This is a genomic window from Streptomyces sp. NPDC058198 (assembly GCF_042882605.1).
Lineage (GTDB): Bacteria > Actinomycetota > Actinomycetes > Streptomycetales > Streptomycetaceae > Streptomyces.
Map to the genome: position 1 here is coordinate 330,831 of NZ_JBHVVP010000003.1, position 19,100 is coordinate 349,930.

21 protein-coding genes and 1 pseudogene are annotated in these 19,100 nt (G+C 69.4%); 8 read left to right on the forward strand and 14 right to left on the reverse strand.

Annotation, left to right across the window (positions count from 1 at the left end; all coding sequences use genetic code 11):
* The first annotated feature begins 47 nt into the window (after window positions 1-47).
* The 3 genes from ACFVWW_RS13755 (at window position 48) to ACFVWW_RS13765 (ending at window position 2,761) form a co-directional block, all read left to right on the forward strand.
* On the forward strand, window positions 48-1,052 hold the full coding sequence (locus ACFVWW_RS13755; protein WP_384184006.1) for a tetratricopeptide repeat protein: 1,005 nt from the start codon (window positions 48-50) through the stop codon (window positions 1,050-1,052).
* 80 nt (window positions 1,053-1,132) lie between these two features.
* Window positions 1,133-1,789, forward strand: coding sequence for a peptide deformylase (gene def / locus ACFVWW_RS13760; RefSeq protein WP_384184009.1), 657 nt, complete (start codon window positions 1,133-1,135; stop codon window positions 1,787-1,789).
* A gap of 234 nt (window positions 1,790-2,023) precedes the next feature.
* The gene (locus tag ACFVWW_RS13765; RefSeq protein WP_384184012.1) at window positions 2,024-2,761 is read left to right on the forward strand and encodes a D-Ala-D-Ala carboxypeptidase family metallohydrolase; all 738 of its coding nucleotides are present in this window, start codon (window positions 2,024-2,026) and stop codon (window positions 2,759-2,761) included.
* 69 nt (window positions 2,762-2,830) lie between these two features.
* Here ACFVWW_RS13765 and ACFVWW_RS13770 read toward each other — a convergent pair whose 3' ends face one another.
* On the reverse strand, window positions 2,831-3,796 hold the full coding sequence (locus ACFVWW_RS13770) for a GlxA family transcriptional regulator (RefSeq protein ID WP_384336386.1): 966 nt from the start codon (window positions 3,794-3,796) through the stop codon (window positions 2,831-2,833).
* Between the two features lie 157 nt (window positions 3,797-3,953).
* On the reverse strand, window positions 3,954-4,385 hold the full coding sequence (locus ACFVWW_RS13775) for a DUF2809 domain-containing protein (RefSeq protein WP_386878373.1): 432 nt from the start codon (window positions 4,383-4,385) through the stop codon (window positions 3,954-3,956).
* Window positions 4,386-4,428: 43 nt separating this feature from the next.
* Between ACFVWW_RS13775 and ACFVWW_RS13780 the strand changes: the two genes are divergently transcribed.
* Complete coding sequence (locus ACFVWW_RS13780) at window positions 4,429-5,568, forward strand: winged helix DNA-binding domain-containing protein (RefSeq protein WP_384184019.1); 1,140 nt, start codon at window positions 4,429-4,431, stop codon at window positions 5,566-5,568.
* On the opposite strand, the gene ACFVWW_RS13785 is transcribed toward ACFVWW_RS13780, so the two are convergent.
* Window positions 5,508-5,936, reverse strand: a complete 429-nt coding sequence (locus ACFVWW_RS13785; RefSeq protein ID WP_389679605.1) for a hypothetical protein — start codon at window positions 5,934-5,936, stop codon at window positions 5,508-5,510. The two genes, ACFVWW_RS13780 and ACFVWW_RS13785, sit on opposite strands and share 61 nt — an antisense overlap.
* Complete coding sequence (locus ACFVWW_RS13790; protein WP_386878372.1) at window positions 5,885-6,811, reverse strand: MerR family transcriptional regulator; 927 nt, start codon at window positions 6,809-6,811, stop codon at window positions 5,885-5,887. The genes ACFVWW_RS13785 and ACFVWW_RS13790 overlap by 52 nt, the downstream gene beginning before the upstream one ends.
* 64 nt (window positions 6,812-6,875) lie before the next feature.
* Here ACFVWW_RS13790 and ACFVWW_RS13795 point away from each other — a divergent pair, with 64 nt between their 5' ends.
* Both ACFVWW_RS13795 and ACFVWW_RS13800 read left to right on the forward strand, forming a co-directional pair.
* The gene (locus ACFVWW_RS13795; RefSeq protein ID WP_384336376.1) at window positions 6,876-7,637 is read left to right on the forward strand and encodes a maleylpyruvate isomerase family mycothiol-dependent enzyme; all 762 of its coding nucleotides are present in this window, start codon (window positions 6,876-6,878) and stop codon (window positions 7,635-7,637) included.
* Between the two features lie 306 nt (window positions 7,638-7,943).
* Window positions 7,944-8,222, forward strand: a complete 279-nt coding sequence (locus ACFVWW_RS13800) for a hypothetical protein (RefSeq protein ID WP_386878371.1) — start codon at window positions 7,944-7,946, stop codon at window positions 8,220-8,222.
* Between the two features lie 15 nt (window positions 8,223-8,237).
* Here ACFVWW_RS13800 and ACFVWW_RS13805 read toward each other — a convergent pair whose 3' ends face one another.
* Both ACFVWW_RS13805 and ACFVWW_RS13810 read right to left on the reverse strand, forming a co-directional pair.
* Window positions 8,238-8,513 (reverse strand): DUF397 domain-containing protein, encoded by a 276-nt coding sequence (locus ACFVWW_RS13805; protein ID WP_384336372.1) that lies wholly within the window; start codon window positions 8,511-8,513, stop codon window positions 8,238-8,240.
* Complete coding sequence (locus ACFVWW_RS13810) at window positions 8,510-9,349, reverse strand: Scr1 family TA system antitoxin-like transcriptional regulator (RefSeq protein WP_384336370.1); 840 nt, start codon at window positions 9,347-9,349, stop codon at window positions 8,510-8,512. The genes ACFVWW_RS13805 and ACFVWW_RS13810 overlap by 4 nt, the downstream gene beginning before the upstream one ends.
* A 172-nt stretch (window positions 9,350-9,521) precedes the next feature.
* Between ACFVWW_RS13810 and ACFVWW_RS13815 the strand changes: the two genes are divergently transcribed.
* Window positions 9,522-10,037: an ATP-binding protein gene (locus tag ACFVWW_RS13815; protein WP_386878370.1), complete on the forward strand. Its 516-nt coding sequence runs from the start codon at window positions 9,522-9,524 to the stop codon at window positions 10,035-10,037.
* Between the two features lie 65 nt (window positions 10,038-10,102).
* On the opposite strand, the gene ACFVWW_RS13820 is transcribed toward ACFVWW_RS13815, so the two are convergent.
* Both ACFVWW_RS13820 and ACFVWW_RS13825 read right to left on the reverse strand, forming a co-directional pair.
* On the reverse strand, window positions 10,103-10,822 hold the full coding sequence (locus ACFVWW_RS13820; RefSeq protein ID WP_386878369.1) for a DinB family protein: 720 nt from the start codon (window positions 10,820-10,822) through the stop codon (window positions 10,103-10,105).
* Window positions 10,823-11,116: 294 nt separating this feature from the next.
* A complete protein-coding gene (locus ACFVWW_RS13825; RefSeq protein WP_386878368.1) occupies window positions 11,117-12,439 on the reverse strand; it encodes a hypothetical protein in 1,323 nt (440 codons plus the stop codon).
* Between the two features lie 765 nt (window positions 12,440-13,204).
* On the opposite strand from ACFVWW_RS13825, the gene ACFVWW_RS13830 reads away from it, so the two are divergent.
* The gene (locus ACFVWW_RS13830; RefSeq protein WP_386878367.1) at window positions 13,205-13,615 is read left to right on the forward strand and encodes an Imm10 family immunity protein; all 411 of its coding nucleotides are present in this window, start codon (window positions 13,205-13,207) and stop codon (window positions 13,613-13,615) included.
* A gap of 32 nt (window positions 13,616-13,647) precedes the next feature.
* Here ACFVWW_RS13830 and ACFVWW_RS13835 read toward each other — a convergent pair.
* The 6 genes and pseudogenes from ACFVWW_RS13835 to ACFVWW_RS13860 all read right to left on the reverse strand — a co-directional run.
* Window positions 13,648-13,749: pseudogene (locus ACFVWW_RS13835) on the reverse strand (IS5/IS1182 family transposase); the annotation flags it as partial.
* Window positions 13,742-13,888, reverse strand: coding sequence for a transposase (locus ACFVWW_RS13840; RefSeq protein WP_389679609.1), 147 nt, complete (start codon window positions 13,886-13,888; stop codon window positions 13,742-13,744). The pseudogene ACFVWW_RS13835 and the gene ACFVWW_RS13840, both read right to left, overlap by 8 nt.
* A gap of 152 nt (window positions 13,889-14,040) precedes the next feature.
* Entirely contained in the window at window positions 14,041-14,754 is a 714-nt protein-coding gene (locus ACFVWW_RS13845; RefSeq protein ID WP_384336346.1) for a tectonin domain-containing protein, read from the reverse strand.
* Between the two features lie 280 nt (window positions 14,755-15,034).
* Complete coding sequence (locus tag ACFVWW_RS13850; protein WP_384336344.1) at window positions 15,035-15,430, reverse strand: PPOX class F420-dependent oxidoreductase; 396 nt, start codon at window positions 15,428-15,430, stop codon at window positions 15,035-15,037.
* A 98-nt stretch (window positions 15,431-15,528) separates the two neighbouring features.
* Window positions 15,529-16,554, reverse strand: coding sequence for a ribonucleotide-diphosphate reductase subunit beta (locus ACFVWW_RS13855; protein WP_384184069.1), 1,026 nt, complete (start codon window positions 16,552-16,554; stop codon window positions 15,529-15,531).
* Entirely contained in the window at window positions 16,554-18,983 is a 2,430-nt protein-coding gene (locus ACFVWW_RS13860; RefSeq protein WP_386878366.1) for a ribonucleoside-diphosphate reductase subunit alpha, read from the reverse strand. The genes ACFVWW_RS13855 and ACFVWW_RS13860 overlap by 1 nt, the downstream gene beginning before the upstream one ends.
* Between the last annotated feature and the right edge of the window lie 117 nt (window positions 18,984-19,100).

A 19,100-nucleotide genomic window follows, 5' to 3' on the forward strand; every position in this document is an offset into this window, starting at 1 on the left:
AGAGGGTGTCCGGGGGCACTGACCCGAGCGACCGGCAGGCGGGAATCGTGAGGATCTTCGGGAAGGTACGGCATCGGCCCTCCGCCTCGTGGCGGCAGGCCACCGACCGCGCGTTCACGCTGATCGGTGACGGCCGGTACGAGGACGCGGGCGCGCTGCTGACGCGCGCGGCGGACCTGGAGCCCTGGCTCTCGGAGTCCTGGTTCAATCTGGCGCTGCTGCACAAGTTCCGGCACGACTGGGAGCAGGCGCGCGCCGCCGGCCTGCGCGCCGTCGCGCTGCTGGACAAGGAGACCGGCGCTCCCGACTGGTGGAACGTCGGAATCGCCGCCACCGCGCTCCAGGACTGGCCGCTGGCCCGCCGCGCCTGGCAGGCGTACGGCCTGAAGGTGCCGGGCAATCCGCACAGCGTCGAGGCCAACGGTGAGCCGGAGGGCATGGAGCTGGGCAGCGCCGCGGTCCGGCTCTCGCCCGAGGGCGAGGCCGAGGTCGTCTGGGGCCGCAGGCTCGACCCGGCCAGGATCGAGGTGCTGTCGATCCCGCTGCCCTCGTCCGGGCGGCGCTGGGGCGAGGTCGTGCTGCACGACGGCGTACCGAACGGCGAGCGCACGACCGCCGCGAGCCCGGACGGTGCCATCAGGGCATATCCCGTGTTCGACGAGATCGAGCTGTGGGCCCCCTCGCCCGTGCCCACCTGGGTGGTGCTGCTGGAGGCGGCGACCGAGGACGACAGGGACGCCCTGGAGCGGCTGGCCGCCGACGCCGGATTCGCCGCCGAGGACTGGTCGTCCTCCGTACGGCTGCTCTGCCGGGCCTGCTCGGAGAGCCGGATGCCCACCGCCGAGGGCGACGGCGAGCATCTCGACCCGCACGACCACAGCGAGCCGGGCCATCCAGGACCACTGGGCCACCGCACGGCCGGTGAACTGTGGGCGCCGGAGCGCGAATGCGGCATCGCGGCGCCGCCGGGACTGGTCCGCGGCCTGCTCGACGGCTGGGTCGCCGACAGCCCGGACACCCGTGAGTGGCGCGATCTCGAAGAAGTCTGCTGAGCGGCGCTGACCGCTGCCCTTAGGCTGTACGGGCACATCGTGCAGGCAGCATCGGGAACCGAGGAAGGCGTACTGCGGACATGGCGCAGCAGGAGACGGACCAGCGGATCGACAGTGGGGCCGCCGTGGCGGAGCCGGGGGACGGGTTCCTCGTGGACACGGAGGACGCCGAGGCGCGCGAGCTGGCGCACCGCGAGCGTGGCACGTCCCGCCCGATCACCGTCGTCGGGAACCCCGTCCTCCACAAGGAATGCCGGGATGTCACGGAGTTCGACGACACGCTCGCCGCGCTGATCGACGACATGTTCGCCAGCCAGCACACGGCCGAGGGCGTGGGGCTGGCCGCCAACCAGATCGGTGTGGACCTCAAGGTCTTCGTCTACGACTGCCCGGACGACGACGGTGTGCGGCACGTCGGCGCCATCTGCAACCCGGTGCTGGACGAACTGCCGCCGGGGGAGCGTCATCTCGACGACTCCGGCGAGGGCTGCCTGTCCGTGCCGACGGCGTACGCCTCGCTGCCGCGCCCCGACTACGCGGTGGTGCGCGGTCAGGACGCCAAGGGCAACCCCGTCACGGTGCGCGGTACGGGGTACTTCGCCCGCTGCCTCCAGCACGAGACGGACCATCTGTACGGATACCTGTACATCGACCGTCTCTCGAAGCGCGACCGCAAGGACGCGCTGCGGCAGATGGAGGAGAACACCCCGCGCTACGAGATCGTCCCGAACGACTGAGACCGGCCGGCGATCGGGGGGCGGCGATCGAGTGGCGGCCTCGCCCCTGAGACCGTCCGGCGATCGGGGGGCGCCGCCGCCCCGTCGCCGGACGGGCTGAGCCGTACCAGCGTGTGAGGTGGTCCCTGCCGGTGTGCCGGCAGGGACCAATTGCCCCTTGTCGCGGACCGGTTGACGCGCGTCGACCCTTACGCCAGTCTCGGCCCTACACGTTCGCCTCCATAGGGAGATCCGATGCTCCGACGTACCACGAGACTTGTCCTCAGCTTTGTCATGGCCATGTCTTTCGCATGGGCCGGGACGCTCGTCACGGCCGGCACGGCGCACGCCGACGGCTGTTACACCTGGTCCCGCACCCTCTCCTCCGGCGCCTCGGGCGCCGATGTCACCCAGCTCCAGATCCGGGTGGCCGGCTACCCGGGCAACGGTGGCGTCATCGCGATCGACGGTGCCTTCGGCCCGGCGACCGCCGCCGCCGTCCAGCGCTTCCAGTCCGCGTACGGACTGGCGGCCGACGGGGTCGCGGGGCCTGCCACCTTCAACAAGCTCTACTCCCTCCAGGACGACGACTGCACGCCGATCCACTTCAGCTACGCCGAGCTGAACACCTGCAACACCACCTGGGCGGGCGGAGCGGTGGACGCGGCCACCGCCAAGTCCAACGCCCTGCGCACGATGTGGAAGCTGGAAGCGCTCCGGCACGCGCTGGGCGACCAGCCGCTCCGGGTGACCAGCGGCTTCCGCTCGCAGGCCTGCAACAGTGCGGTCGGCGGAGCGTCGAGCAGCCGTCATCTGTACGGTGACGCCGCCGACCTCGGATCAGGACCGCACTCCCTGTGCACCCTGGCCCAGCAGGCCCGTAACCACGGCTTCAACGGGATCCTCGGCCCGGGCTACCCGGACCACAACGACCACGCCCACGTGGACCACCGCCCGAGCCGTTTCTGGTCGGCCCCCAGCTGCGGCATCTGACCGCGCTCCGTCGACCGACTGCGTCTGCCTGACCCGGTTATCCGACCCGGTCGACGCGGTTCCGGGGCCTCACGCCGCGTGCGAGGGGCCCCGGAACGCGCGGCGGTACGTGTTCGGGGTCGTCCCGAGCGTCCGCAGGAAGTGATGGCGCAGCCCCGCCGCGTTCCCGAAACCGGCCCGGCCCGCGACGCTGTCCACCGTCTCGTCCGTCGCCTCCAGCAACTCCTGTGCCAGCAGCACCCGCTGACGCAGCAGCCAGCGGTACGGAGTGGTCCCCGTCTCCTGCTGGAAGCGGCGGGCGAAGGTGCGCGGGGACATATGGGCCCGCGTGGCCAGCTGCTCGACGGTCATCTCCCGGTCCAGATGCCGTTCCATCCACCCGAGGACGTCGCCGACCGTGTCACAGCGGGTCCGCGGCAGCGGGCGCTCGATGAACTGGGCCTGGCCGCCGTCGCGATGGGGCGGGATCACCATGCGCCGGGCGACCGCGTTGGCGACCTCGGGGCCGTGCTCCTTCCTCAGGAGGTGGAGGCAGGCGTCGATCCCGGCGGAGGTACCCGCCGAGGTGATGACCGGGCCCTCGTCCACGTACAGCACGTCCGGCTCGACGAGAGCCAGCGGATAGGCGCGGGCCAGCTCCGCAGCGTGCCGCCAGTGGCCGGCGCACCGCCGGCCGTCCAGCAGCCCGGCGGCGCCGAGTACGAAGACGCCCGAGCACACACTGAACACCCTGGCCCCCCGGTCCACGGCGCGGCGCAGGGCGTCCAGCAGCTCCGGCGGGTACGCGCGATTCCCGTACGAGTCCCCGGCGGGCACGGCGATCAGATCGGCCTCCTCCAGCCGGTCGAGGCCGTGCAGATTGCCGATCGTGAACCCGGCATGGGTGCGCAGCACGGGTCCTTCGGCGGAGACCACCGCGAAGTCGTAGACGGGCAGGCCCTCGTCGCTCCGGTCGAGTCCGAAGACCTCGCAGACCACGCCGAGCTCGAAGGGGTGCACACCGTCGAGCAGGACGACGGCCACGTTCTTCAGCATGGAAGCAGTGTGGCAGTAATTCGATGCCCAGTGACAGTCCTGCCACTGCTTTCCTTCACGCGGAACGGCCAGAGTGGGGACATGGACACCTTCCTCACCATTCTGGCCCTGATCGTCCTGTTCGTCCTCCTCACGCTGCCCCCGCTGATCTGGCACCTCAAGGACCGGGCGATCGACCGCCAACTGCGCCGCGCGGAGCACCCGGAGCCCCCCGCCGCACGGTCACCGACCTCTGCACGAGCGCCGCGACGGCTGCACCGACCGCGTACCACAGCAGGTCAGGCGCATTGAACGTGGAGCCCAGAACGAGCCGCGCGACCACGCTCCGCGCGGCCAGCTCGGCGGGCACCCCGGTCAGCTGGAGCAGCTCGACGGCGCAGCTGAACGCCAGCGCGACGCAGGAGGCCACAAGGGGCCGCACCCGGGGAGCGGCGAGCACGATGAGGACGTACACCAGCACGGTGTAGAGCGCGTCACCCGCGTACTTGGCGACGTCCCCCGCCGCCACGGCCCTGACCCCCAGCCCACCCGCCACGGTCAGCAACGCCACCCCACCCGCCACCAGGCGCGCACGCCCAAGAACACCCATGCCAGGACCCTATGAGGCGGGCCGGGGGCGGCATAATCCGGCCATGAGCCTCACCGTGCGGCAGCTCGCCCTGGCCACCTTGGACCGTCAGCTCCTGCTGGAACGCCGGCGCATCGATGTGGCGGAGGCGGTCCGCCGGCTCTGCGCTCTGCAGGCGCAGACACCGGCGTCGCCGTACCTGGCGCTGTGGAACCGCGTGCGGGACTTCGTGCCCGAGGACCTCGACGCGGCGTTCGCGGACCGCCGGATCGTGAAGGCGACCCTCATGCGGATCACGCTGCATGCCGTCCACGCCGAGGACTACGCGCCCTACCACGCCGCCATGCTGAGCAGCCTGCGGGCGTCGCGGCTGTACGACCGCCGCTTCGCCTCGACCGGGCTGACCCACTCCGAGGCCGACGCGCTGCTCCCCGAGCTTGCCGGGTTCCTGGCGCGGCCCCGCACCGGCGCCGAGGTGAAGGAAGAGGTCACGGGGCGGTTCGGCGAGCACGCGCACCGCGTGTGGTGGGCGCTGCGGACGTACGCGCCGATGCATCACGCGCCGACCGGCGGCCCGTGGTCGTTCGCGCAGCCGAACGCTTACCTCGCCGCCCCGGCGGCCCCCGGATCCGAGCCGCAGGAAGCGGGCCCCGGTGTGCGTCGGCTGCTGCTCGCCTATCTGCGGGCGTTCGGGCCCGCGTCGGCCCAGGACTTCGCCCGGTTCACCTTGCTGGGGCGCCCATCGATCACCCAGGCGCTGCACGAGCTCGGCGACCAGGTGGTGAGGGTGGCAGGTCCGGGCCGCGCCGCCCTGTTCGACGTGGCAGGCGCCACCGTGCCCGCCGAGGACACCCCGGCGCCGCCGAGGCTGCTGCCGATGTGGGACAGCACGCTGCTGGCCCACGCCGTCCCCGGGCGGATCATGCCCCAGGAGTACCGGCCGCTGGTCGTCCGGCGCAACGGCGACATGCTGCCCTGCCTGCTCGTCGACGGGCAGGTCGCCGGGGTATGGCGCGCAGTCGACGGAGGGCTGGAACTGACCACCTTCCGCACGCTCGGCAAGGCCGCGTGGCAAGGATTGACCGAGGAGGCGGAGAAGCTGTCGGCACTGCTCGCCGACCGCGATCCAGCCGTCTACCGGCGCTACGGACACTGGTGGGACAAGGGGTTCCCCGGCATCGAGAGCAGGATCGTCAAGGCCTGACCACGGGGCCCGACGGCATGGGCGGTTGTCAGTGCCGACGCGACGCGATCCCACGTGATCGTCTTGGCCTGGGCGTCCGCGGTGACGTCCACGAGGTGAACGGCGTCCACCCGCATCGGGGCGTGCCCCGGGCGTACTTCGTTGCGAAGCTTCCGCTGGACCTGGTCGGAGTCGCATCCCCCGGGGGCCGACAACAGGCCCGGGGTTCCCACGGAACCCTCCCGGAGTTGTTCCATCATCGAGCAACTGACCAGCAACGACCGCAGCTCCTCCGGCCCAACGTCACCCCGGACCGCCCCGGTCTGCTGGGTACGCCTCAGCAGCACCGCCGGGACTTGACGGAGCGTTCGAGGGAGTCGGTCAGCCACAGGTGGGATACGCCGAGTGTCACCGGGTCGCCGCCGGCCTCGGCCACGAGTCGCCAGTAGCGGCGCATCCGCGGGACGCGGTCGGCGGCCACGTGGGCCAGCAGCCGGCCTCTGAACTGCGGGGTGTCGCTGCCGCCGCGCGCCGAGGCATGGACCGCGACGAACCGGTCGAGTTCGGGGCCCACGCGGGGCGGCGTGCCCGCCCGCACCGCGGGCTCGGCCAGCACGCACGCCTCGCTGATCCCGTTCATCAGCTCGTCCTCGTCGGCGATCAGTTCGGCGTTGGCCCGCGCCATGGCCAGCAGGCCGCGTGTCAGTGCCCGGTCGCCGGCCAGGGCGAACAGCTCGGCGAATGCGACCACCTGCGGCGGGGTCGGGTCGATGGGCGGCTCGGGCACGGCCATGGTTACGAACGCGGTGAGCATCGCCTCAGAAACCGGGGCGACCATCGTGCGTCTCCAGAAGTCGATCAGCGCGTCGCGGGCGGCATCCCCGCTCGCCACGGCGGCCAGCAGCTCCAGCCTGGCGGCCCGGTCGGCCGGCCCAGCCTCCTCGACCGCGCGCAGCGAGGCCCGCCGCCAGGCCAGGTCCGCGAGCCGCACGTCGAGCGCGGCCCGCTCGGCCGCGACGACTTCGGCCACGGAGCGTTCGCCGGCGAGCACGTGCCTGATGGAGGGCAGCCCGAGCCCGAGCCCGCGCAGCCGTCTGACCAGGCCGAGCTGTCCCACGGCCGCCTGGTCGAATCTGCGGTGCCCGCCCGTGCTGCGCACCGAGTTGATGATGCCCTCGTCGCAGTAGAAGCGAATGGTCCGCACCGGCACGCCGGTCAGCCGTGCCAAGTCGCCGATCCCGAGCGTCTCATCGAGCAAAGGCACTTGAATCTCCACTGGACTGGAGTTTCTACCGTACCGGCGTAACCCCGTGAGAGGAGCTTTCGTGATGACGAAGACGCTGGACACCGCACGGCTCGTGGAGGGCCTGCGGGAGCAGACGGAAGGGTTCATCCGCGCGGTCGCCGGAAGGGCCCCGGACACCCGGGTGCCCACCTGCCCGGAATGGCCGCTGCGCACCCTCGTCGGGCACGTCGGCCAGGAGCACCGGTGGGCGGCCGAACTCGTGCGCACAGGCGAGCAACTGCCCATCCCTGACCCGCGGCAGGCCGATCCCGGCGCCCCGGACGAGTGGGCCCGGTGGCTGCGCGAGGGCGCGGAGGAACTGATACGCGCGATCCAGGAGACCGGCGCGGACACCGAGATGCACACGTTCCTCGGGCCGCGGCCGGTGTCCGTCTGGCTGCGCAGGATGCTGAGCGACACCTGCGTCCACCACTACGACGCGGCGTTTGCGACGGACAGCGCGTTCGAGATCACCGACGACCTCGCGGCACACGTGATCAGCGAGAACATGGACCTGCTGTCCACACCGGCCTTTGAGACGGTCAGGCCGGCGGTCGCCGAGCTGCGCGGCAGGGGCGAGCGGATCGGGTTCCGGCCGAGGTCCATGGACGGCTGGGTGATCACCAGGACGCCTGACGTGCTGCGGTGGAAGCGCGGGCCGGTCGAGGCCGACGTGGTGGTGTCGGGGGCGGTGGCGGACCTCATGCTGGTGTTTTCCCACCGCGTCCCGCCGGAGGACGACCGGGTGACGGTGAGGGGCGACCGCGCGTTGCTGGACCACTGGCTGGCCCACACGGCGCTCTAGCCCCAGATGATCCGCAAGGCGCTTCCAGCGCCACGTCGGTCCGCCTGGCGATCCGGCCCCACCCGATCCGCTCTTCAACAGCGCCTGCCGACCCGGGATTGACGGCCCGTGCCGGGGCGCGTCTCGCGAAGGAGACGAATGCGGTCCATCCGACGGCGGTGAGACGGAGTGTCGGTCCGGGTGCGTTCGGACCTGTCTGACACATGCTCATGGGGCCTGGCGGTTGTTAATGTAGACGCCTTGATCGGCGGGGGACGGCGGCAGGGTATGCGGGTGGCGATGGCGAGTGTGGCGCGGAACGGCCGCGTGAACGAGGACTTCGCCGGCGCCGTACCGACTGCGGCGGACGAGGCGATCACCGGAAGCTGTCCGATCTCCGGGCTGACCGGTGCCGTCCTGCTCAGCAACGGAGCCAGCCGCATCGTGGACCGGTTCGGGCTCGCTGACTGGCCAGGGGTCATGACCCTCCTGGCGTCGAGCGGTCCCGCCGAAATCATCCGCCGTGTCCGGCAGGCGGAGGCCCGCCACGCGGTGGCGGCGGACGATGCGACGATCGCGTACTGCACCGACCTCGGCGAGGCCTGACGTCGGACGCGGGGTTCAGGCGGGTACGTTTTCGTGATCGCTCGCGAAGGAGACGAACGCGGTCCATCCGGCGGCGGGGAGACGGAGTATCGCCCCGTGCGCGTTCTTGGAATCCCGGATGTGCACCGTGTTGGAGGCAAGCGCCACCTCTACGCAGTCCCCGCCCCCCGATCCGCTGTAGCTGCTCTTGAACCACGCCACTTCTACGCAGTCCCCGCCGTCTGATCCGCTGTAGCTGCTCTTCAACCACGTCAGCTGGGCGGGTCCGGCCGTAACCTGCTCAGTACTCATGCTTCTCCTGCCACGCGCTCGATGAGACGTGCAGACTCCTCGACGTTCAGGGCCTGCGTACGCAGCTTGCCATAGCGCAGGCCGAAGGCACTGACCTTTGCGGCGCCGGTAACCACGACTCCGACATCCTGGGACTCGATGTAGCCAACCTGGCGATGCTCCAAGGTCTCCATAATGACCATCGGCCCGTTGAGCCCCAGGTGGAAGCGCCGACCTGCGGGCATGACCTGGATTTCGACGTTGCGTGCCGTCCCTTGTTTGAGCAGATGCTGAAGCTGTGCTCTCATGACTTCAGCGCTGCCGACCGCGCTGGTCAGGGCCGACTCGCCGATGATGAAGCACAGCTCAGCGATGGGGGTCCGGGTCAGCAACTTCTGGCGCGAGAGCCGGGCTTCGACATGCTGCTCGATGGTCTCCTCGCTGAGCGGCGGGCAGTGGGCCGAGAACAGCGCCCGCGCATAATCCTCGGTCTGGAGCAATCCTGGGATCAGCAGGGGGTCGGAGGAGAACCTGCTGATCGCCTCCGTCTCGATGAGTGCGAAGTCCTGGAAGAACGCCGGAAGCTTCGCCAGATCCACATCGTCCTGCAACACGGACAGCGTCCCGCCCGCGCTCAGTGCCACCTCCGCCGCGTCCGTGAACGCGGACTTCGCGGGCCTCCGACCCTGCTCGATCGAGGCGACCTGATCGCACGAGTAGCCCACCGCATCGGCGAGTTCCTGCTGTGTCAGTCCGGACTTCTCGCGGAAGAGCTTGACCAGTTTGCCGTAGGCGACCCAGACGCCCGGCCGGTCGTCATCCTGCGCGCGCTGCTTCTTCTGACGGCTGGTTCCCATACGCCTCACACCCCAACGTGCCGATGCGCGAATGTGGTTCACCTACAAACGCAGGGCGCCCCGTGCCGGTCACTCGGCGTGGCTCGTACAAAAACGTACCCGGCCCGTACCTGCCGTGCAGGTACGCCCGTCTGCCCTGGTCACGCTACCGGCGTGACGCGACGGTTACCGTATGAAGTCAGAAATTGATTGCCTCACCGCCCCGACCGAGCCGGCGGCGCCCGCCCAACTCCCGCCCCAGCCACCACTTCCGCCCCTGTTCCCGCCGGCCAGGATCAGGCTGAGTTCCAGCCGTCGCGGCGCCCGGCTCGCCCGGTTGCTCGCTGGGCAGCAGCTCGAGGAGTGGGGGGTTCCGCGTACGACGCCCACCGCGGCCGGAGTCGTGGCCGTCGTCGCGGAGCTGGCCGCGAACGCCATCACGCACGGCCGCACCCCCGGGCGGGACTTCGAGGTGCGGCTTGCTCTTACCGCCGCCGCCATCCGTGTCGAGGTCATCGATACCCGCCCCGACCGTGCCCCGAGTGCCGCCGTCCACACGCCCCCGGCGCCGGACTCGACCGGCGGACGCGGGTTGCTCCTGGTCGCCGCGTACGCCGACCGCTGGGGGTGGACCGTGCGCGACCCGTACACCAAGTTCGTCTGGGCCGAGGTGGACTGTGGACCGGCCGCGCGCTTCGCCCAGGCATGAGCTGAGGCCGAGGCGAACGCGCGGGCGGGCGCACAGCATGGAGCACCCTCGCGGCGCGCCCGGGCCTACCGGGGAGTGGTGAAGCCGGCCCGCCACAGGTCGCGGAGCAGCGCGATCTCGGCCATGTGGTGGATGAATTCGCGGTTGGCCCCCGCCAGCACGCCGATGAACGGGTCGTCGGGGTCGGAGCCGTACGGGTACTGCGAGAAGCCGACCGTGTCGAGCTGCTCGTCGGTGACGGCGCCGACGCTGTCGCGCCAGCGGGCGATCAGCGCCCAGAACTGATCGAGTGCCGAGTCGGCGGAGGGGGTGAAGTCGACCAGCAGCTGCGGCTCCTGCCGCCGTTCACCGAAGGTCCACTCCCATTGGCCCGCGAAGCAGGAGTGCAGGTGCCCCAGCCGCCACGCGATGGTGGTGACCGGCGTCTCGTCGGGCTCCGGCGCACCGGTGTGGGCGAGGACCTGCTCGACCCGCTCGACGCTCACGCTCCAGTCATCGGCGATCTTGGCGACCGTCATGCCGCCGGCGGCCTGCCGGGCGATCTCGGCGTACTCGTTCGCCGGGATGTCCGGGGCGCCCCTGTCGAGCACCCACTTGCCCGGCCCGTACGCCCGGGGCGTCGCCGCCTCGCCCCGGCGCCGGATCGACCAGCAACCGGCCACCGGCTCCCACAGGTACTCCTCGTCGCCGAGCCCCGTCAGCCGCACCTGGGCCGCCTCCCTGGCCTGGTCGAACTGGTCGAGCATCAAGCCCAAACGGTCGGTCCGCGCGCCCTCTGTCTCCATGCCTGGCTCCCTCCGCCGTCGCGTCTCGTACCTCACCCGCGCTCAGGCGGAGGTTAACGGCTTACGGGCGTGAGTAGGTGAGGTATTTCGTGTCTCCAGGGCCAGGTCGCCGAGATCCGCAGGCGGAGGCGGCGTCCACCGCGGGTGAGGCGGGCAGCGACGTGCAGCAGCCGGTAGCGCGGTTTCTCCTTTCGCGGATCCGGCGCTGTCGCTTCCGGCCTCATCCCAACCGAAACGGCGAGGCCAGCCTCGATCTTGTATGACGGTTCGCTACGGGGGCGTGGAAACGCCCGGTCAGCAGGATGCTGAGCGTGCGTACAGAGTCGCCTGGCCGCCTTTGAACTCTTCCCGTCGGCATTCGACGAAATCGCGTTCGAGGACTTCCCGCTTGACTGCCTCCTGGGCGGTGGCGTCGAGAGGTTGGCTTTTCGGATCGCTCAAAACGATGATCCTCTCCACCCGTGCCAGGCGCTGTCGGATTGCCGGCGCTGAGAGCTCGATGCCTTGCAAGGTGCCGGACGCGCTCGGGTTGTCCTTGAGCGCGACGTCGGCCAGACCCGCGAACTGGTCAGGGTAGGAGAGCATCCACTCTCGGCGTCTGGCGGGGGCGAACAGGATCGAGTCACCCTGTTCGGACATCTCCTCGACTCCTGCCGCAATGGCGGTGACGTTGTCCTTTCTGCTGTCAGGGGTCCTCATGTGGACAGAGACCGGCAGTATGGCGGCGGCGAACGCTACGGCAAGCACGATCACGGACAGGGATTGGGACAGGGACTGGGCCTTTGGGCTTCGTGCGAAGGGCAGGTGCTTCGCGTGGTCGGCCAGAAAGACGAGCGCCGTACCGATGACGAGTGCGAAGCCGATGTTCGCGTACAGGACGTACCGGTCCACATACATGTGCTCGTAGACAGCCGCCATCAGGAGGACCGCCGTAGGCACCACCGCGAGAGGTAGGGCCAGAGCCGGGACGGCGGCCGACCGGCCGGAGCGCGACAGGTACACGGCGCAGAGCAAGGCAACGAGCGCGACACCTCCGATCTCGAACCACTCACGCAGGCCGGGGCGACCGATCCATGACACCTGACCCGACTGCCCCACGCTGAACAGCACAAGCGGCAGCAAACAGACGAGCACGCCGCCGACGCTGATGGCAAAGTACCGCCGGTTTGCGTAGGGCGGTTGAGAGCGGAAGAACGTGATGCCGTGAGCCAGGAGCGTGAGGACAGCGAACTCATGCAGCAGCGAGGCGGCCAGGACTGCGAGCGCGTAGACAAGCCATCGGATCTTCGACACGCGATCCAAAAGTGTGACGAACAGATACGTGGAGACCGCCACCAGAGCGCTGACCATCGCGTAGGAGCGCCCTTCTTGGGCGTACATCTGTACTTCTGGTGTTACCGCGAAGGCCAGCCCGCTCAGCAGTCCAGCCGCGGGTCGGGCGGTGAGCCGGAGGGCGATGATTCCCACCAGTCCCGCCGTAAGAGCGGTGGCGACGACGGATGGCAGTCGCAGGGTGACCAGGCCGCCCTCCCATGCCGAGAACAGAAAGTGCATGCAGAGGTAGTAGAAACCGTGCACGGCATCGGCGTCACGCAGGAGGTCAAGAATCTCGGGCACGCTCCGGTGGGACACCTGGTAGGTGACGGACTCGTCTCTCCACATGGTGCCTGCGCGGGTGATTCCCCAGATGCCCAGTAAAAATGAAGATAAGACTGGCACGAGGAAGGAAGTGAGGCGCCCTTTCCCCGCGCTCTGGCGGCGGGCCGTGTGCCGCACCGTCGCGGTTACGGTTTTGACAGGAGCGCTGGTCCGCTCTTGCAGTTCGATGGTTCCTCCGCGTACTGGGATCGCGCTCCGCCCATGCTGAACATGGGCAAGTCACGCTGCCCGAGCGGGAGTTGACGTTCTTAAGGCTGAAGCCGGCCCTCTGACTGATTTCCGTTACTGAGAGTGGTATCGGACTTGCTGGCCTTCTTCTGGAGCCCTCACAGTCACGGAGTTGCGCTGTCGGACGGTGCGCATCTGACCATTCCTCCGTTGCCCTTTGCGCCGACGCGGTCTCTTTGTGTAATTCGATTCAACGTTGCTGACGTGCAACGGGCAATGCAATTTCACAATCCGGGCGTATGTATGACTAGTTGCAATCACCCCGGAGTGGCGACCTCGACAAGATGACCAAGCTGCCGAGCCCGATCCGCTTGAGCCACACCCGCCACGGGCCTCGCAGGTCTCAGGCCAACGGTCCGGCTCCCGCACCGCCCATCCACACAGGGGGCCGACATCAGGCGCCGATCAACGCCGTGGTTTTTGGAGGGTGGTAGCCAGCCACTCCTGGTCGGCCTTGTTTGTAGGCGCCGTTGGGCGGCCTGGTAGAACTCAGGCATGACATACAGGTTCACTGCGCGTGTGGTGGGCGCTGAGATCATCCCTGGCGACGACGTCATTCTGGCTGGTGTGGCTGAGGACGAGGAGGAAGGCAGCTTCAGCCTGGTGTTCATGGGCAGCGTCGCCGAGCCCTCCCGGCAGGACCTGGCGCTCGGTTGGGACACGCATTGTGTGGTGACTCCTGACCAGAACACGGCCTATGGCTGTGTCCGGAAGATTGCCCTGACGGACAACGTGCTCACCGTGTCGCTAGCCCAGGACTCTCTCGATGCCTTGGCGCTGGAGGACGCGGAGATCGAGGCAATCCTCGATGTACCGGCAGAGGACGTCACACGGCTGCGTGATGTCCTGGCGCAGGTCATGGCGTGCGGGCGTCAGAACGCCCGCCCTGAGCGTGTTGGGCTCTAGTTTCGCTTCGCCTCGTGAGTCGGCGGTGGCAGCCAGGACACGGTCCTCCCGACTACCCAGCGGTGGCGGCGCAGTCGCTGTGAGGATTCGATGCCCTTGCGGGCGATGCGGTGGGCGATGCCGCGTTTACGGAGCCGTCGACGCAGGTGGTCGTAGTCGCAGCCGGGCCCACACCCGCGCTTTCGACCACTGCGCGAATCGCCCATAGACCGTCGGCCAGGCCGGTCGGAGCACCGGCGGCAACTGCCGCCACGCGCAGCCCGTGGTCGCCACGAAAAGATCGCCGCCAACACTTCACGATCGCCCGCCCGCCGTCGATCACCGCCCTGCGGACGCGCGGCGGGCGACGATGCGGAGGAGTGGCCAGTGCATCCGTGCGGGCCCCGGCCTCTCGGTTGTGGCCCGCACGGACGTCGGGGCAGGGATCAGCTCGGCTGGTCGCCGGTGTAGCGGTAGATCTCGCCGCCGCTGTTGATGTGCCACGCGTTGCCGTCGGCGCCGGCGGCGATGTCGGTGGCGGTGCCGGGGATCTTGATCCACGGGTTGACGCCGCTGGCGTCGTTGTTGGTGTACCGATAGATGCTGCCGGCGGGATCGACGCCCCACACGTTCGTCCGGGAGCCCACCGCGATGCGCTTGAGGCTGCCGGAGACGTTCTTCCACGGGTTCGAGCTGTCCTGGTCCCCGGTGTACCGGAAGACCTGGTTCCCGCCGTTGACGCCCCACACGGTGCCGTCCGCGCCCGCGCCGATGTCACTCAGCGCCCCCGGGACCTTGATCCAGGGGTTGGCATCGTAGTTCGTGTACCGGTAGATGGAGCTGGCGGAGTCCACCCCCCACACGTTCGTCCTGGAGCCCGCGTCGATGCGGACCAGGCTGCCGGAGATGCTCGGCCACGGGTTCGAAGCCCCTTGATCCCCGGCATACCGGAAGATCTGGTTGCCCCCGTTGACGCCCCACACCGTGCCGTCCGCCGCGGCGCCGATGTCACTCAGCGCCCCCGGGATGTTGATCCAGGGGTTGGCGTCGTAGTTGGTGTACCGGTAGATGGCGCTCGCCGCGTTCACACCCCACACCGTCGTCCTGGACCCCGCCGAGATCGCAGTGAGACTGCCCGCAACCTTCACCCAATCCGCCATGCCGAAACCATCCCTTCTCGAACCGCTCTTGGCTGTCATCCTCGGCCATGAGAGAAGCGGATAAAGCGGGTGAATGCTTGTGCTAATACCAAACAAGACCGTAAATCAGCGTTTCATTCCTATCGCCCTGCGGGGCGGGGGCAGGAGCGGCTCGGTCGGGAGTATTTCGGCTCGAAGCGCTGTCCCACCCAGAGGGGATCGACACGAGTGCCGGTTCATGCCTCCGCCGGGACCGCCCCGCCCGCCGGAGGGGGACGGGGCGGTCCCGGCGGCCGGCACCTCAGACGGAGAAGCCTGTGACCTTCTGCGGGGTCACCCGGACGATCAGCCGGAGCACCTCCTCCGGCTCGGCCGGCGGGTCCTCGCCCAGGTACTTCCGCGAGAGCTCGCGCGGCAGCGGTTTCTCCGGGTCGTCGAGCAGTTCGACAGTGCCGCGGATGTCTACGGACCGGTACGGGTTCGCGGTGTCGAAGACGGTGAGGCTGACCCGTGGATCCCGGGCGAGATTCCGCGCCTTCTGGCGCTCGGCCGTCGTGGAGAACAGCACCGTATCCCCCTCCCTGGCGATCCAGACCACCGAGGTCTGCGGCCCGCCGTCCCGGTTCAGCGTCGCGACGGTGGCGAAGTTCCTCCCGTCCAGCAGCTTGCGCGTCTCCTCGTTGAACACCTGTGACACAGCCTCGCCCCTCTGCTCAGCGTTCTTGGAATCACTACTCGCACAGAACAGATGCGAAGGCCGGGTCCTTCCCAGCGCCGTATCGAGGGGCCGGAGTACTAGAAGTCGTCGTCGAAGCCGACCGTGCCCTCGACCGCGACCTGGTAGGCCGACGGGCGGCGTTCGAAGAAGTTCGTCAGTTCCTGGACGCCCTGGAGCTCCATGAAGGAGAAGGGGTTCTCCGAGCCGTAGACCGGGGCGAAGCCGAGGCGCTGGAGGCGCTGGTCGGCGACGCACTGGAGGTATTCGCGCATCGACTCCGTGTTCATGCCCGGCAGGCCCTCGCCGCACAGATCGCGGCCGAACTGCAGCTCGGCCTCGACGGCTTCCTTCAGCATGTCCGTGACCTGCTGCCGGAGGGCGTCGTCGAACAGCTCCGGCTCCTCCTTGCGGACCGTGTCCACGACCTCGAAGGCGAAGTTCATATGCATCGTCTCGTCGCGGAACACCCAGTTGGTGCCGGTGGCCAGGCCGTGCAGCAGGCCGCGCGAGCGGAACCAGTAGACGTACGCGAAGGCGCCGTAGAAGAACAGCCCCTCGATACAGGCCGCGAAGCAGATCAGGTTCAGCAGGAAGCGCCGGCGGTCCGCCTTCGACTCCAGCCGGTCGATCTTTTCGACCGAGTCCATCCAACGGAAGCAGAACTGCGCCTTCTCGCGGATCGACGGGATCTCCTCCACCGCGTCGAAGGCCGCCGCGCGGTCCTCCGGATCGGGCAGATAGGTGTCGAGCAGCGTCAGATAGAACTGGACGTGCACGGCCTCCTCGAAGAGCTGGCGGGAGAGATACAGCCGCGCCTCGGGGGAGTTGATGTGCTTGTAGAGCGTCAGCACCAGGTTGTTCGACACGATCGAGTCGCCCGTCGCGAAGAACGCGACCAGCCGGCCGATCATGTGCTGCTCACCGGGGGAGAGCTTGGCGAGATCGGCGATGTCGGAGTGGAGGTCGACCTCCTCCACCGTCCAGGTGTTCTTGATCGCGTCGCGGTAGCGCTCGTAGAAGTCCGGGTAGCGCATCGGCCGCAGCGTCAGCTCGAAGCCCGGGTCGAGCAGGTTCTTGGTGGTGGTGGGGCTGGTGGAGCTCATTACTGGCACGCCTCGCAGGACTCGGGGTTTTCCAGGGAGCAGGCGAGCGCCTCTTCCGGCGTCGCCTGCGCCGGTACGGGTACGGGCACGCTCCTCGGCGCCGAAGAGCCCGCCGAAGACCCCGCCGAGGACCCCGCCGCGCGGGCGATCCGGGTCGCCGGGCGCGAGCGCAGGTAGTACGTCGTCTTGAGGCCCTTCTTCCAGGCGTACGCGTACATCGAGCTGAGCTTCCCGATGGTCGGCGTCTCCAGGAACAGGTTCAGCGACTGGCTCTGGTCGAGGAACGGCGTACGGGCCGCCGCCATGTCGATCAGACCGCGCTGCGGGATCTCCCACGCCGTGCGGTACAGGTCGCGGACCTCCGCAGGCACCCAGGTGAAGCCCGCCACCGAGCCGTTCGACTCGCGCAGCGCCTCACGCGTCTGGGTGTCCCAGACGCCGAGCTTCTTCAGGTCCGCCACCAGGTACGAGTTGACCTGGAGGAACTCCCCGGAGAGCGTCTCGCGCTTGAAGAGGTTGGAGACCTGCGGCTCGATGCACTCGTACACGCCCGCGATCGAGGCGATGGTCGCCGTCGGCGCGATGGCCAGCAGCAGGGAGTTGCGCATGCCGGTCGAGGCGACCCGGGCACGCAGCGCGGCCCAGCGCTCCGGCCAGTTCAGCTCGACGTCGTAGTGGTCGGGGTGCAGCACCCCGCGCGCCGCGCGTGTCTTCGACCAGGCGGGCGCCGGGCCGTTGCGCTCGGCGAGGTCGCAGGACGCCTCGTACGCCGCGAGCATGATGCGCTCGGCGATCCGGGTGGAGAGCGCGGCGGCCTCGGCCGAGTCGAAGGCCAGCCGCTTCTTGAAGAAGACGTCCTGGAGGCCCATCGCGCCCAGGCCCACCGGACGCCAGGTGGCGTTGGAGCGGCCCGCCTGCTCGGTCGGGTAGAAGTTGATGTCCACGACCCGGTCGAGGAAGGTCACGGCGGTACGGACGGTCTCGTCCAGCCGCTCCCAGTCGATCTCGCCCGAATCCAGCACGAACGCGCCGAGGTTGACGGAACCGAGGTTGCAGACGGCCGTCTCCCCGTCGTCCGTCACCTCCAGGATCTCCGTGCAGAGGTTGGAGGAGTGGACGACCTTTCCGGGCTCGGCCGTCTGGTTGGCCGTACGGTTCGAGGCGTCCTTGAAGGTCATCCAGCCGTTGCCGGTCTGGGCGAGCGTGCGCATCATCCTGCCGTACAGCTCCCGGGCCGGGAGGGTCCTGCGGGCCAGGCCGGCCGCCTCCGCCGCGCGGTACGCCGCGTCGAACGCGTCGCCCCACAGGTCGACCAGCTCGGGCACGTCGGACGGCGAGAACAGCGACCAGACGCCGTCCGTCTCGACCCGGCGCATGAACTCGTCCGGGATCCAGTGCGCCAGATTCAGATTGTGCGTACGCCTGGCGTCCTCACCGGTGTTGTCCCGCAGCTCCAGGAACTCTTCCAGGTCCGCGTGCCAGGTCTCCAGGTAGACACAGGCCGCGCCCTTGCGCCGGCCGCCCTGGTTGACCGCCGCCACCGAGGAGTCGAGGGTCCGCAGGAAGGGGACGATGCCGTTGGAGTGCCCGTTGGTGCCGCGGATCAGCGAACCGCGCGAGCGGATACGGGAGTACGAGAGACCGATGCCGCCCGCGTGCTTGGAGAGCCGGGCCACCTGGTGGTACCGGTCGTAGATCGAGTCCAGCTCGTCCAGCGGCGAGTCCAGCAGATAGCAGGAGGACATCTGCGGGTGGCGCGTACCGGAGTTGAAGAGCGTCGGCGAGGACGGCAGATAGTCCAGCCGGCTCATCAGCCGGTACAGCGCGGCGACCTCGTCCAGCGCGTGGGCGGCCGCCGCCGAGCCGGGCTCGGCGTCCTCGGCGAGGCCCGAGGCGACGCGCAGCATGAAGTGCTGCGGGGTCTCGACCACCTGGCGGGTGATCGGGTGCCTGAGCAGATAGCGGCTGTAGAGCGTCCGCAGCCCGAAGTAGCCGAAGCGGTCGTCGCCGGCCGGGTCGATCAGGCCGTCGAGGCGGTCCGTGTGCAGCGTCACGAAAGCGGCCGTACGGTCCGCGATCAGGCCCTCGCGGTGGCCGACGGCGACCGACGCGGAGAACGACACCGCGCCCTGCCCCGTCGCCTCGTCGGCGATGGTGCGGGTCAGGAGCCGGGCGGCGAGCCGGGAGTAGGCGGGGTCCTCGGAGATCAGCCCCGCGGCCGCCTCGGTGGCGAGCTCGCGCAGCTCGGCCTCGTCGGACCGGGCGTTACGGCCCCGCAGCGCGGCGGCGGCGACTCTGCCGGGGTCCGTGTCGGGCAGATCGGCGGTCAGGTCCGTCAGGGTCCGCAGCAACGCGGTCCCGGGTCCGTCGGCCACCTGCGCGGGGACCTCGGAGATGCCTGAAGCCGGATCGGCTGGCGCGATGGTCACGTGGTGCTCTCCCTCGCTCGGCTCTGGGCCGTCGGGAGGGGAGCGGGGGCGCGCACAGCCGTACGGCCCGCAGCCGGGCAGCACTGTGTACGGCGTCCACCGGCCCAGCCTCGAGGC

Excerpts from the sequence above, each read along its gene's own strand:
- ACFVWW_RS13780 (WP_384184019.1), top strand. The coding sequence starts at position 4,429 with ATGAGCCTCACCGTGCGGCAGCTCGCCCTGGCCACCTTGGACCGTCAG.
- ACFVWW_RS13775 (WP_386878373.1), bottom strand. The coding sequence starts at position 4,385 with ATGGGTGTTCTTGGGCGTGCGCGCCTGGTGGCGGGTGGGGTGGCGTTG.
- ACFVWW_RS13805 (WP_384336372.1), bottom strand. The coding sequence starts at position 8,513 with ATGAGTACTGAGCAGGTTACGGCCGGACCCGCCCAGCTGACGTGGTTG.
- ACFVWW_RS13830 (WP_386878367.1), top strand. The coding sequence starts at position 13,205 with ATGACATACAGGTTCACTGCGCGTGTGGTGGGCGCTGAGATCATCCCT.
- ACFVWW_RS13765 (WP_384184012.1), top strand. The coding sequence starts at position 2,024 with ATGCTCCGACGTACCACGAGACTTGTCCTCAGCTTTGTCATGGCCATG.
- ACFVWW_RS13855 (WP_384184069.1), bottom strand. The coding sequence starts at position 16,554 with ATGAGCTCCACCAGCCCCACCACCACCAAGAACCTGCTCGACCCGGGC.
- def (WP_384184009.1), top strand. The coding sequence starts at position 1,133 with ATGGCGCAGCAGGAGACGGACCAGCGGATCGACAGTGGGGCCGCCGTG.
- ACFVWW_RS13845 (WP_384336346.1), bottom strand. The coding sequence starts at position 14,754 with ATGGCGGATTGGGTGAAGGTTGCGGGCAGTCTCACTGCGATCTCGGCG.
- ACFVWW_RS13810 (WP_384336370.1), bottom strand. The coding sequence starts at position 9,349 with ATGGGAACCAGCCGTCAGAAGAAGCAGCGCGCGCAGGATGACGACCGG.
- ACFVWW_RS13795 (WP_384336376.1), top strand. The coding sequence starts at position 6,876 with ATGACGAAGACGCTGGACACCGCACGGCTCGTGGAGGGCCTGCGGGAG.
- ACFVWW_RS13820 (WP_386878369.1), bottom strand. The coding sequence starts at position 10,822 with ATGGAGACAGAGGGCGCGCGGACCGACCGTTTGGGCTTGATGCTCGAC.
- ACFVWW_RS13815 (WP_386878370.1), top strand. The coding sequence starts at position 9,522 with ATGAAGTCAGAAATTGATTGCCTCACCGCCCCGACCGAGCCGGCGGCG.
- ACFVWW_RS13770 (WP_384336386.1), bottom strand. The coding sequence starts at position 3,796 with ATGCTGAAGAACGTGGCCGTCGTCCTGCTCGACGGTGTGCACCCCTTC.